The sequence below is a fragment of the Pelomonas aquatica genome (assembly GCF_026712205.1).
Lineage (GTDB): Bacteria > Pseudomonadota > Gammaproteobacteria > Burkholderiales > Burkholderiaceae_C > Pelomonas > Pelomonas aquatica.
Map to the genome: position 1 here is coordinate 1 of NZ_JAPPUW010000016.1, position 12,333 is coordinate 12,333.

Annotated in this window: 11 protein-coding genes; 2 read left to right on the forward strand and 9 right to left on the reverse strand. The window is 70.8% G+C overall.

The features are described from left to right. Positions 1-153: 153 nt before the first annotated feature. Positions 154-2,025 carry a glutamine--fructose-6-phosphate transaminase (isomerizing) gene (gene glmS, locus NYP07_RS16800; protein ID WP_268152457.1) on the reverse strand — a complete coding sequence of 624 codons (1,872 nt, stop codon included), beginning with the start codon at positions 2,023-2,025 and terminating at the stop codon, positions 154-156. A 133-nt stretch (positions 2,026-2,158) separates the two neighbouring features. Here glmS and NYP07_RS16805 point away from each other — a divergent pair, with 133 nt between their 5' ends. Further along, complete coding sequence (locus NYP07_RS16805) at positions 2,159-2,635, forward strand: Lrp/AsnC family transcriptional regulator (RefSeq protein WP_268152459.1); 477 nt, start codon at positions 2,159-2,161, stop codon at positions 2,633-2,635. On the opposite strand, the gene NYP07_RS16810 is transcribed toward NYP07_RS16805, so the two are convergent. From NYP07_RS16810 to NYP07_RS16835, 6 genes are all read right to left on the reverse strand, one after another. Next, complete coding sequence (locus NYP07_RS16810) at positions 2,625-3,806, reverse strand: class I SAM-dependent rRNA methyltransferase (RefSeq protein ID WP_268152461.1); 1,182 nt, start codon at positions 3,804-3,806, stop codon at positions 2,625-2,627. The genes NYP07_RS16805 and NYP07_RS16810 overlap by 11 nt on opposite strands. Next, complete coding sequence (locus NYP07_RS16815) at positions 3,803-5,224, reverse strand: hypothetical protein (protein ID WP_268152463.1); 1,422 nt, start codon at positions 5,222-5,224, stop codon at positions 3,803-3,805. The genes NYP07_RS16810 and NYP07_RS16815 overlap by 4 nt, the downstream gene beginning before the upstream one ends. A gap of 233 nt (positions 5,225-5,457) precedes the next feature. After that, a complete protein-coding gene (locus NYP07_RS16820) occupies positions 5,458-6,462 on the reverse strand; it encodes a tyrosine recombinase XerC (RefSeq protein ID WP_378990720.1) in 1,005 nt (334 codons plus the stop codon). Then, positions 6,462-7,172 (reverse strand): DUF484 family protein, encoded by a 711-nt coding sequence (locus NYP07_RS16825; RefSeq protein WP_268152465.1) that lies wholly within the window; start codon positions 7,170-7,172, stop codon positions 6,462-6,464. Before NYP07_RS16825 ends, NYP07_RS16820 begins: the two co-directional genes overlap by 1 nt. Then, positions 7,169-8,017 (reverse strand): diaminopimelate epimerase, encoded by an 849-nt coding sequence (gene dapF / locus NYP07_RS16830; protein WP_268152467.1) that lies wholly within the window; start codon positions 8,015-8,017, stop codon positions 7,169-7,171. The genes NYP07_RS16825 and dapF overlap by 4 nt, the downstream gene beginning before the upstream one ends. Next, entirely contained in the window at positions 8,014-8,892 is an 879-nt protein-coding gene (locus tag NYP07_RS16835) for a lysophospholipid acyltransferase family protein (protein WP_268152469.1), read from the reverse strand. Before NYP07_RS16835 ends, dapF begins: the two co-directional genes overlap by 4 nt. A 128-nt stretch (positions 8,893-9,020) precedes the next feature. Here NYP07_RS16835 and metK point away from each other — a divergent pair, with 128 nt between their 5' ends. Then, on the forward strand, positions 9,021-10,202 hold the full coding sequence (gene metK / locus NYP07_RS16840; RefSeq protein ID WP_268152471.1) for a methionine adenosyltransferase: 1,182 nt from the start codon (positions 9,021-9,023) through the stop codon (positions 10,200-10,202). A gap of 99 nt (positions 10,203-10,301) precedes the next feature. On the opposite strand, the gene glcF is transcribed toward metK, so the two are convergent. Together glcF and NYP07_RS16850 are read right to left on the reverse strand one after the other, a co-directional pair. Further along, on the reverse strand, positions 10,302-11,549 hold the full coding sequence (gene glcF / locus NYP07_RS16845; RefSeq protein ID WP_268152473.1) for a glycolate oxidase subunit GlcF: 1,248 nt from the start codon (positions 11,547-11,549) through the stop codon (positions 10,302-10,304). Between the two features lie 2 nt (positions 11,550-11,551). Continuing rightward, positions 11,552-12,268 carry an LrgB family protein gene (locus NYP07_RS16850; RefSeq protein ID WP_268152475.1) on the reverse strand — a complete coding sequence of 239 codons (717 nt, stop codon included), beginning with the start codon at positions 12,266-12,268 and terminating at the stop codon, positions 11,552-11,554. Positions 12,269-12,333 lie beyond the last annotated feature (65 nt).

Here is a 12,333-nt window from a genome sequence, read left to right on the forward strand (position 1 = left end):
GCCATGCTGGAACTGGATGAAGTTGAACGCCATGGTCTGCACTCCGGGGTGATTCGGAGGTCAGATTACGGGTCGGGTAGCTCATGGCGTGAGCCTGCTGAGGCAGCTTACCAATCAGGTAATTTGTTGGAGTCACTTTGTTGTTTGGTTTCATCACTCGACGGTGACCGACTTCGCCAAATTGCGGGGCTTGTCCACGTCCGTGCCGCGCGCGCAGGCCGTGTGATAGGCCAGCAGCTGCAGCGGCACGACGTGCAGGATGGGCGACAGCGCGCCGTAGTGCTCGGGCATGCGGATGACGTGCAGGCCGACCTCGCTCTCGATGGCGGTGTCGCCGTCGGCGAAGACGTAGAGCTGGCCGCCGCGCGCGCGGACTTCCTGCATATTGCTCTTCAGCTTCTCCAGCAGCGCGTCGTTGGGCGCGACGGTCACGACCGGCATCTCGGCGGTGACCAGGGCCAGCGGGCCGTGCTTGAGTTCGCCGGCCGGGTAGGCCTCGGCGTGGATGTAGCTGATCTCCTTGAGCTTGAGCGCGCCTTCCAATGCGATCGGGTAGTGCAGGCCGCGGCCCAGGAAGAGGGCGTTTTCCTTGCGCGCGAACTCCTCGCTCCAGGCGATGACCTGGGGCTCCAGCGCCAGCACGGCCTGCACGGCGACGGGCAGGTGGCGCAGGTTCTTCAGGTGGCGGGCCTCGTCTGCCTCGCCGAGGTGGCCGCGGGTCTGGGCCAGCGCCAGCGTCAGCAGGAAGAGGCCGACGAGCTGGGTCGTGAAGGCCTTGGTGGAGGCCACGCCGATCTCGGCGCCGGCCCGCGTGATATAGGCCAGCTCGCACTCGCGCACCATCGCGCTGGTGGCCACGTTGCAGATGGTCAGCGTGTGCTTCATGCCCTGGGCGCGGGCGTGCTTGAGGGCGGCGATGGTGTCGGCCGTCTCGCCGCTCTGGCTGATCGTGACGACCAGGGTGCGCGGGTCGGGCACGCTGTCGCGATAGCGGTATTCGCTGGCGATCTCCACGCTGGTGGGGATCCTGGCGATGCTCTCCAGCCAGTATTTGGCCGTGGAGCCCGAGTAGTAGCTGGTGCCGCAGGCGAGGATGAGGACCTTGTCGACCTCCTTGAAGACGCGATAGGCGCCGTCGCCGAAGAGCTCGGGGCTGATGCCGGTCACCGCGTCCAGCGTGTTCGCAATCGCCACTGGCTGCTCGAAGATTTCCTTCTGCATGTAGTGGCGGTAGGGGCCGAGCTCGGCCGCGCCGCTGTGGGCGTGCACGGTCTTGACCTCGCGCTGCACGGCGCCGAAGCGGCCGGTCGTCGTGTCCAGGCGGCTGATCCAGTAGCGGCCCAGCTGCAGGTCGACGACATCGCCCTCTTCCAGGTAGACGATCTGGTCGGTCACGCCGGCCAGGGCCATCGCGTCCGACGCGACGAAGTTCTCTCCCTCGCCCACGCCCAGCACCAGCGGCGAGCCCTCGCGGGCGGCGACGACGCGGTGCGGCTCGTCGCGGCAGAACACGGCCACCGCGTAGGCGCCCTTCAGCCGCGGCAGCGCCTGTTGCACGGCGTCCAGCAGGTCGCCGCTGTAGAGGTGGTCGATCAGGTGGGCGATGACCTCGGTGTCGGTCTGGCTCGCGAAGACATAGCCGCGCGCCTTTAGCTCGGCGCGCAGCTCGTCGTGGTTCTCGATGATGCCGTTGTGCACGAGCGCGATGCGGCCCACGGCCTCGGCGCCGGCCGGGTTGCCCGAGTTGGGGCCGGCCGAGAAATGCGGGTGGGCGTTGTGCACGGCCGGCGCGCCATGCGTGGCCCAGCGCGTGTGGGCGATGCCGGTGCCGGCGGCGATGCCGTCCTGGTCGGCCTGGGCCTGCAGTTCGGCCACGCGGGAAGTGCTGCGCGCGCGGCGCAGGCCGCCGTCCTGGTGCACGGCCACGCCGCAGGAGTCATAGCCGCGGTATTCGAGACGCTTCAGGCCCTCGACGAGGATGGGGACGATATTGCGCTGGCTGACCGCGCCGACGATGCCGCACATGGCTGCTCTCCGTTCTGTGAGGCCGCCATGCTAGGCATTGCAAGATGGCAATTGCATGCAAAATAAGCAAATATTTGATTGAAAATTTCCCCAATCTCCAACGAAGAAATATTCATCCAAATTAAAATCAAACATGAATGAATTCGACGCCATCGACCTCCGCCTGCTCGACGCGCTGCAGGCCGACGCCTCGCTGAGCAACCAGGATCTGGCCACCCGCGTGGCCGTGTCGCCGGCCACCTGCCTGCGCCGCGTGAAGCGCCTGGTGGAGGCCGGTGTCGTCGAGCGCCGCGTGGCCATCCTGTCGGCGGACAAGCTGGGCGCCGGCCTGTCGGCCATCCTGGAGATCACGCTGGACCGCCAGGGCGCCGAGCACCTGGACGCCTTCGAGGCCCGCGCCGTGCAGGAGGCCGCCGTGCAGCAGTGCTGGCGCGTGTCGCCGGGGCCGGACTTCGTCCTCGTCGTGCAGCTGGCCGACATGCCGGCCTACCAGGCGTTGACGCAGCGCCTGCTGACCCAGGACGCCAACGTCCGCAACATCAAGGCCTTCTTCAGCGTGAAGCGGGCTAAGTTCGACACCCGCGTCGCCCTGCCCTCGCCTAGCGCCTGAGGATGCCCAGGCCCTTGAGGTAGTCGCCCTCGGGGAAGCGCACCGTCTGCGGATGGTCGGCCGCGGCCGACAGGCGCTCGACGATGTAGCCGTCCACGCCCGCGTCCAGGCCCGCGCCGGCGACGATCTTGTGGAAGAGGTCGGGCGGGATGCCGCCCGAGCAGGAGAAGGTGTAGAGCAGGCCGCCGTCGTTCAGCAGCATGAAGGCCAGCCGGTTGATGTCCTTGTAGGCGCGCGCGGCGCGCTCGGCGTGGGCGGCCGTGGGCGCGAACTTGGGCGGGTCGAGCACGATGGCGTCGAAGCGCCGGCCTTCCTGCAGGCAGCGGCGCAGCGTCGCGTTCACGTCGGCGTCCCAGGCCTCGTGGCGGCCCGCATCGAAGCCGTTCAGCTCGACATGGGCCTGGGCCCGCTGCAGCGCCGGGCCGGACGAATCGACGCTGACGACCTGGCGCGCGCCGCCGGCCAGCGCGGCCACCGAGAAGCCGCCCGTGTAGCTGAAGCAGTTCAGCACCGTCTCGCAGCCGAACTGCCTGACCGCGTCGGCGAAGCGCTTGCGGCTGTCGCGCTGATCGAGGTAGTAGCCGGTCTTGTGGCCCTCGGCCACGTCCAGCGTCAGCCGCCAGTCGTGCTCGCGCAGGGTCAGTGCAGTCTCGCCGTCACCCCTCAACCAACCCGTCTGCACCGGCAGGCCCTCCCACTCGCGGGCCTGCGCGTCGGAGCGCTCATACAGCCGCGTGAGGCCGGTGGCCGCCAGCAGCGCGTCGGCAATGACCTGCTTCCAACGCTCGGCACCGGCGCTGCCGAACTGCGCCACCAGCGTGTCGCCATAGCGGTCCACCACCAGCCCGGGCAGGCCGTCGGCCTCGCCGTGCACCAGCCGCCAGGCGTCGGACGCGATGGCCAGCCGCGCGCGCATCGCGATGGCCTGGGCTATGCGGCGCCGGAAGAAGGCGGCGTCGATGCGCTCGGCCTCGTCGAAGCTCCAGGCCCGCAGCCGGATCAGCGACCCCGGGCTGAACGCGGCCCAGCACAGGAACTGCCCGTCCGCCGACTCGACGCGCACCGTCTCGCCCGAATCGCCGCCGCCGCGCGCGATGGAGCTCTCGAACACCCAGGGGTGGCGCTTGACGAGGGAGCGCTCCTTGCCGGGGCGGATGGTCACTTTCTTCATCGCTGCACCGTGCCGAAGGCGTAGCTGAGGGACAGATGCGTCAGCGGCGTGGACTGCTGGCTGCTGCGCAGCGTGCGGAACTCGCCGACGCCGGCGCGCAGCCGCAGCCGCTCGGCCAGCTGCCATTGCGCCCAGGCCTCGGCCTGGGTCACCGCGCCGCCGCCCACGGCCACGCCGCCGCCGCCGGCCGCGCCCACCAGCCACTCGGCGCCGAAGCGCAGGCCGCCCCACAGCGGGTCGCTCTGCAGGCCGATGCCGAACAGGCCGAAGGAATAGGCGCCCGCGCTGCCCGCCGCTGCGCTGCCGGCCATGGCCGCGCCGTAGACATGAGAGGAGAACTCGCGCGACATGCTGACGGCCAGATGGCTGACCGCCTCCTGGCGACCGTCCTTGAACTTCACGCGCGGCAGGCGCATGACGCTGGCGCCCAGCTGCTGCACGCGCACCGTGCCGCCGGGGTCCTCGCCGATCAGCGTCGGCGTGCGGTCCAGCGGCATGGCCAGCACGGCGCGCAGATAGCTCGCGCCGTAGCTCCCGCTGGGCGCATGGGTGAAGCCGGTATCCAGGCGCAGGCTGGGGCCCCAGGGCGTGATCCAGCGCAGCGTCGGCCCGGCGCGCAGCAGCCAGCCGTTGCCGCTGTCGACATTGCCGCCGCCGCCCAGGCCGGCGCCCAGCTGGCCACCGACGCGCAGCCGCGGCGAGCCGAACAGCGCCCAGTCCTGGCCGATCTGGCCCAGCACTTCCATATAGCCGTCGACGCCGCCCTTGGCCGCGCCCGAGGCTTCGACACCCCACCAGCTGCCGTCGGCGATGTACTGGCGCAGTTCCGCGCCGGCCTTGCCGACCTTGCCGGCATAGGGCGTGCCGCCGCGGGTGCGGCTGGAGGCGCGGGGCTTCTCGAAGCCGCCGGTCAGCGCGATCTCGTCGAAACCCAGGCCGGTGCGCCGCCCGGCGCGTGCCGGTCGGCCGGCGTCGTTGGGCGAGAAGCTCGCGAAGTCCATCGTCCGGCCCAGCGTGAAGGACAGGCCCATGCCGCTCTTCACATTGCCGCTCGGGAAGCGGATCTGCGAGATGCCGATGCCCGAATACCAGGGGCCGGTCTCGGTGCGCAGCGACAGCTCGGGCCGCAGCATCAGGCCGCCGCCGAAGCGCAGCTGTTGGCTGGACACGCCGCCGCCCGCGCCGACGTAGAGGCTGGCCGCCAGATGCGTGTTGCTCGTCAGCCGCCAGCGCCGCTGGCCCGTGAAGCCCACCGTGAAGATGCCGCCGTAGTTGCCCTTGGCCGCGCCGTAGAAGCCGGGGCCGAAACCCCAGTCCTCGTCATAGGCCATCAGATAGCTCATCGACGCGAACGCGGTGCGGCCGCCGTCGGGCATCTTCATCGACGTCCAGTTGCTCTCGACTGCGGCGGGGCGCACCGCGTTCAGGTGCGCGAAGGGGACTTCATCGGGGGTTGCGGAAACAAGGATTGGAGCGAGCGCTGAAAGCGCCGCGGCACATCGCGCGGCCGCCGCAGAACCGGCTTTGCCGGGCTGCTGGCGGCGCCCCCTTGAGGGGACTGAGGCCGGACACAAAGAGTCCTGAGGACTCTTTGTGCCTGCCGAAGGCCAAAACCTCTGGCTTTGGCACGGCGAAGCCGGTAGGGGGTGGGTCATTTCTTTGCGCGCGGGTGGGCCGCGTCGTAGATGCGAGCCAGGTGCTGGTGGTCCAGCTGGGTGTAGACCTGGGTCGTCGTGATGTGGGCATGGCCCAGCAGCTCCTGCACCGCACGCAGGTCGCCGCTGGACTGCAGCAGATGGGAAGCGAAGCTGTGGCGCAGCATATGCGGATGGACATGGGCCGGCGAGCCGGCGGCGACCGCACGCGCCGACAGCATCGCGCGCAGCGTCGAGCCGGCGACACGGTGGCCGCGCGCGCCGACGAACAGCGCCGGCTCGCCGGCCGCCGCGACCTGCTCGCGCACGGCCAGCCAGGCCTGCAGGGCCTCGGCCGCCGCACGGCCCAGCGGCGTGCTGCGGCGCTTGCCGCCCTTGCCCAGCACATGCACCTCGGCCGATTGCAGGTCGACCCAGCCGGCCGCGTGGCCACTGGCCCGCACGTCCAGGCCGATCAGCTCGGCGGACCGCAGGCCGGCGCCGTAGAGCAGCTCGACCATCGCGCGGTCGCGCGCCTCCAGCCGCGAATCGGGCACCTCGTCGGGCACATGGCTGGCCAGCTGCACGGCATCGTCCACGCCCAGGGCCTTGGGCAGCGGCTTGGGCGCCTTGGGCGCCTTCAGCCCGTCGAAGGGGTTCAGCGCGACGCGGCCCTGCAGGCCCAGCCAGCGGTAGGCGCTGCGCCAGACCGACAGCAGCAGCGCGATGGACTTCGGGGCCAGGCCCTCGCGGTGCAACAGCGCGGCGAGGCGCCGCGCCTGCGCGAGGCTCAGCGCCCGCGCGTCGATGGCCGCCTCGGCCAGCATGGCCTGCAGGCGCTCCAGGCCGTCGGTGTAGATGCGCAGCGTGCGCGGACTCAGGCGTTGCTGCACGCGGGCGTGCTGCAGAAACTCGCCAAAATCCGCGAGCAGTTGAGGCCCCTCGGCCGCCGGGTACGTCGGCCGGTCCCCCACGGGGACGTCAGGCCTGCTTGGGGCGGCCCGGCGCCCGGCCTGCCCCATCAGGCCAGCAGGCCCGCCAGCCCCGCGCTGGCGATCTCGCCCACGCGGGTCAGGAAGTCCGTGCCCATCTCGGCCGTGTAGCGCGTCGGGTCGGGCGAGCCCAGCACCAGCAGGCCGAAGGGCTTGCCCTCGTTGGCCTTGGGCTGGCTCAGCGGGATCAGCGCCAGCGAGGTCGCGATGCCGCCGCTCTCGCTCAGGCCCAGCCAGCGTGCCGCCTCGAAGCCCGAGTTCACGCCGCAATAGGGCTGGCTCAGGCTGGACGCGAAGCTCCTCACGTCGGCGCTGACCGAGGCCGCGAACTCGGCCGCCTCGTGCGCGGGCGCGACGCCCCACAGGCGCAGGCTGGCCTGCGGGATCATGAACTGGTGGCGCAGCTCGGCCAGCAGCACCTCGGGCAGCTCGGCCGGCGTGCCGGCGGCGCGCATGACGGCCAGCGTCCAGCGGTGCAGGCGGTCGGCGATGGCGACGTTGTCCTGGCCGTTGCGGATCATGTCGACGATGCGCAGCTCCAGGCCCTTGATCTTGTCGCGCAGCATCTCGGCCTGGCGCTCCTGCAGCGACACGGCGCGCGCGCCATGCGGGTGCTGCAGCTGCACGCTGGCCAGCAGGGCCGCGTGGCGCTCGAAGAAGCCGGGCGTGGCCGCCAGGTAGTTGGCGATGTCGGTTTCGGTGATGCCTTGCACCGCATCCGCGGCCGGGTTGGAACTCACAGCGCTATCTCTCCGTCAAAAACTTTCGTCGCGGGGCCGGTCATCAGCACCGGGCTCTGGCCGCCCGCCCATTCGATCTTCAGCAGGCCGCCGCGGGTCTGCACCTCGACGGCGCCGTCCAGCCAGCCGGCCCGGATGCCGGCGACGACGGCCGCGCAGGCGCCCGTGCCGCAGGCCAGCGTCTCGCCGGCGTCACGCTCGTAGACGCGCAGCGCGATGCGGTCGCGGGCCAGCACCTGCATGAAGCCGGCGTTGACGCGCTTAGCGAAACGGGCATGGCGCTCGATCAGCGGCCCTTGGGTCAGCACCGGCGCCGTCTCGACGTCGTCGACGCGCTGCACCGCATGCGGGTTGCCCATGGAGAGCACGGCCACCTCGGCGCCCTGGAGCTCATCCAGGGGCCAGAGCTCGAAGCCGTTCACGAGCCGCGGCTTCAGGCCGCTGGCGTCGAAAGGCAGGGCCGCGTGCTCGAACACCGGCGCGCCCATGTCCACCGTCACGCGGCCGTCGTCCTGCAGCTTCAGCAGCAGGCGGCGGTTCATCGTGTCGACGCGGATCTCGCGCTTGTCCGTCAGCGCCGCGTCGACGACGAAGCGCACGAAGCAGCGCGCGCCGTTGCCGCAGTGCTCGACCTCGTCGCCGGTGTTGTTGAAGATGCGGTAGCGGAAGTCCGCGCCGGCATCGCTGCCGGGCTCGATGACGAGGATCTGGTCGCAGCCGACGCCGAAGCGGCGGTCGCCCAGCCGGCGCATCTGTTCCCGCGTCAGCGAAAACGGCTCGCGGGTCGCATCGATGACGACGAAGTCGTTGCCCGCGCCGTGCATCTTGGTGAAGCGCAATCTCATGGGGCCTGATTATCGGGCGCGGCCCCGATGTCCAGGCCGCGAGGCTCCTTGTAGCGGTGATAGCCCCACAAGTATTGCCCCGGCGCACGGCGGATCAGGCACTCCATCGCCGCGTTGATGGTGGCTGCCGCGTCTTCGGCCAAGGCACCGCGGGCGATCTCCGGCGCCGGCAGCACATGCACGACGAAACCGCGGCCGTGGGGCAGCCGCTCGCCCCAGATCAGCAGCAGGGCCGCGCCGGTCTGCTGCACGAGGCGGGCCGCCAGCGTCATCGTGTAGGCCGGCCGGCCGAAGAACGGCGCCCACACGCCCAGGCCGTCGGGCGGCACCTGGTCGGGCAGCAGGCCGATGACCTCGCCACGGCGCAGGCCGCGGATCATCTGCCGCACGCCGGCCAGCGTGGCCGGCGCCGTGGCCAGGCCCGGGCGCTCGCGCGAGCCGGCCATCACGTCGCGCAGCGCGGCCTGGCGGGCCGGGCGGTAGAGCACGGTGATGGGCGACTCGGGTGTCGTGAAACGCTCGGCGATGGCCTGGGCGCAGATCTCGAAGCAGCCCATGTGGGGCGTCAGCATGACCAGCCCACGCTTCTCGGCCAGGGCCGCCGCCAGCAGCTCGGCGCCATCCCATTGCAGCGCCCCACCCAGCGGCCGGCGCCGGGTGCCGACCCACAGCCAGGGCAGCTCCGCCGACATGCGCCCGGCCGCCGCGATGGCGGGGCGCGCCTCGGCCCAGGGGATGCCGGCCTGGGTCGCATTGGCCTGGAAGCGGCGGCGGTAGGTGGGCGACGCCAGATAGACGATCCAGCCCAGCAGCGCCCCCAAAGCGTGCAAAAGCGCCAAGGGCAAGCGGGACAACAAGCGGAAGACCAAGCCCATGCTTCTTATAATTGGCGCATCGCCGAGTTACTGAACTACTTGCGGGGCGATTCACAAATCCCGCTAAAGCGTTCGCCGCACCTCCAGGAGCGACGGCGACGCCGCCATCAAGCACCAGGAGTTTAAAAGTGGCCAACGACTTCCTCTTCACATCCGAATCCGTCTCGGAAGGACACCCCGACAAGGTGGCCGACCAGATCTCGGACGCCATCCTCGACGCCATCTTCGAGCAGGACCCGCGCAGCCGCGTGGCCGCCGAGACGCTGTGCAACACCGGCCTCGTCGTGCTGGCCGGCGAGATCACGACCAACGCCCACGTCGACTACATCCAGGTCGCGCGCGACACCATCAAGCGCATCGGCTACGACAACACCGAGTACGGCATCGACTACAAGGGCTGCGCGGTGCTGGTGGCCTACGACAAGCAGAGCAACGACATCGCCCAGGGCGTGGACCACGCCTCCGACGACCACCTGAACACCGGCGCCGGTGACCAGGGCCTGATGTTCGGCTATGCCTGCGACGAGACGCCCGAGCTGATGCCCGCGCCGATCTACTACGCCCACCGGCTGGTGGAGCGCCAGGCCCAGCTGCGCAAGGACGGCCGCCTGCCCTTCCTGCGCCCCGACGCGAAGAGCCAGGTCACGATGCGCTATGTGGACGGCAAGCCGCACAGCATCGACACCGTCGTGCTGTCCACCCAGCACGCGCCCGAGATGAGCCTGGGCGACAAGATGACGCCCGAGTTCTACGAGGCCATCCGCGAGGAGCTCATCAAGCCGGTGCTGCCCAAGGACTGGCTGACGGCCGACACCCGATACCTGATCAACCCGACCGGCCGCTTCGTCATTGGCGGCCCGCAGGGCGACTGCGGCCTGACCGGCCGCAAGATCATCGTCGACACCTACGGCGGCGCCTGCCCGCACGGCGGCGGCGCCTTCTCGGGCAAGGACCCGACCAAGGTCGACCGCTCGGCCGCTTATGCCGCGCGCTACGTGGCCAAGAACATCGTCGCCGCCGGCCTGGCCCGCCAGTGCCAGATCCAGGTCGCCTACGCCATCGGCGTGGCCCGGCCGATGAACGTGACCGTCTACACCGAAGGCACGGGCGTCATCCCGGACGAGCAGATCGCGCAGCTCGTGCACGACCACTTCGACCTGCGTCCCAAGGGCATCATCCAGATGCTGGACCTGCTGCGCCCGATCTACTCCAAGACGGCGGCCTATGGCCACTTCGGCCGCGAGGAGCCGGAATTCACCTGGGAAAAGACCGACAAGGCGGCCGCGCTGCGCGCGGCAGCAGGCCTGTAAGGCCACGAGCGAAGCGAGCTTGGCGGTCTTTCGGCGCAGGCTCACTTCGCCCAGCGAAGTGAAGGGCGGCAGCCGGGCTGTAAGAAGAGCTCGCCGGCGTCAGCCGCCCACGCCCCGCAGCGCGTCGTCCAGCACCTCCACCCAATGCCGCACCGGCTGACTGCAACCGCTCTGCAGGTGCTGGATGCAGCCGATGTTGGCCGACACGATCTGCTCGGCCTGCAGCGGTGCCAGCGCGGCGAGCTTGCGGTCGCGCAGCTGCTTGGAAAGCTCGGGCTGCAGCACCGAGTAGGTGCCGGCCGAGCCGCAGCAGAGGTGGCTGTCGGTGGGCGCGCAGGCGATCTCGAAGCCCAGCTCGCGCAGCCCGGCTTCGACGCCGCCCTTGAGTTGCTGGCCGTGCTGCAGCGTGCACGGCGGATGGTAGGCCAGCGCGCCCGCCCTGGCCTTGAGGCGGCTCTTCAGCGCCGGCACCAGCTCGGGCAGCAGTTCGCTCAGGTCGCGCGTCAGCTCGCCGATGCGGCGCGCCTTGTCGGCGTACCCGGGGTCATGGCGCAGCGCATGGGCATAGTCCTTCACCGTCACGCCGCAGCCCGAGGCGTTCATCACCAGGGCCTCGACGCGCTCGCCCGGGCCGGCCAGCAGCGGCCACCAGGCGTCGATGTTGCGGCGCATGTCGGCCAGCGCGCCCGCGTGGTCGCCCAGGTGCTCGCGGATCGCGCCGCAGCAGCCCGCGCCGTCGGCGACGACGGTCTGGATGCCGGCGGCGTCCAGCACGCGGGCCGTCGCGCTGTTGATGTTGGGTGCCATGGCCGGCTGCACGCAGCCCAGCAGCAGCGCGACCTTGCGGTTGAGCTGGCGCGTGGGCCAGTCATGCGCGGTGGCCGGCGGCCGGCCGGGCACCTTGTCCTGCAGCGCGGCGGGCACCAGCGGACGCAGCGCCTGGCCCAGCTTCATCGCCGGCTTGAACAGCGGCGAGGTCAGGCCCTCCTTCAGCAGCCAGCGCACGCGGCGCTCGCCGCCGGGGCGCGCGACCTTGGCGTCCACCACGCGCCGGCCGATGTCGACGAGATGGCCGTATTCGACGCCCGACGGGCAGGTCGATTCGCAGTTGCGGCAGGTCAGGCAGCGGTCCAGGTGCAGCTGCGTCTCGCGCGTCGGCTCGGCGCCTTCGAGCACCTGCTTGATCAGGTAGATGCGGCCGCGCGGGCCGTCGAGTTCGTCGCCCAGCAGCTGGTAGGTCGGGCAGGTGGCGGTGCAGAAGCCGCAGTGCACGCAGCGGCGCAGGATGGCCTCGGCCTCGGTGCCGTCGCGCGTGCCGGCGAATTCGGGAGCGAGGGTCGTCTGCATGTCTAGAAGAAGAGTTGGAACACGAGGGGCATCAGCAGCGACGCCAGGATGACCTGCACGCCCAGCGCCAGGCTGGCGTAGGCGCCGGCATCGGCGTCCACCTGCATCGCGCGCGCCGCGCCCAGGCCGTGGGCGCAGGTGCCGAGCGCGAAGCCGCGCGCGACCATGGGCTGCACGCCGATCAGGTCGAACAGGTATTTGCCGCCCACCGCGCCGATCATGCCGGTCAGCACCGCGAACACGGCCGCCAGCGCCGGGATGCCGCCGATCTTCTCGGCGATGCCCATGGCCACCGGCGCGGTGACCGACTTGGTGGCCAGCGATGCGACCAGGTCGTGCGGCAGGCCCAGCGCCCAGCCGATGGCCACCGCGCCGAGCGAGGCCGCCGCGCCGCCGGCCAGCGCCGCGACGAGGATGGCGCCCCAGCGCCGGCGCAGCTCCTCGCGCCGCTGCCACAGCGGCCAGGCCATCGCGACGACGGCCGGCCCGAGCAGGAAGTGGATGAACTGCGCGCCGGAGAAATAGGTCGGATAGGGCGTGCCGCTGGCCAGCAGCAGCACGGCCAGCACCGCCACGCTCCAAGGCACCGGGTTGGCCCAGGCCGCGTGGTCCAGGCGCAGATAGGCCGCATGCGCCAGCACATAGACGGCCAGCGTGGCCGTCAGCCCGAACAGCGGCGTCGCGCTGAGGTAGACCCAGAGCTGCACGAAGTCCTGCATGTCAGCGCCGCCCGGCCGCCCGAAGGCGCTGACAGCCCCCCTCGGGGGGCAGTGAACGAAGTGAG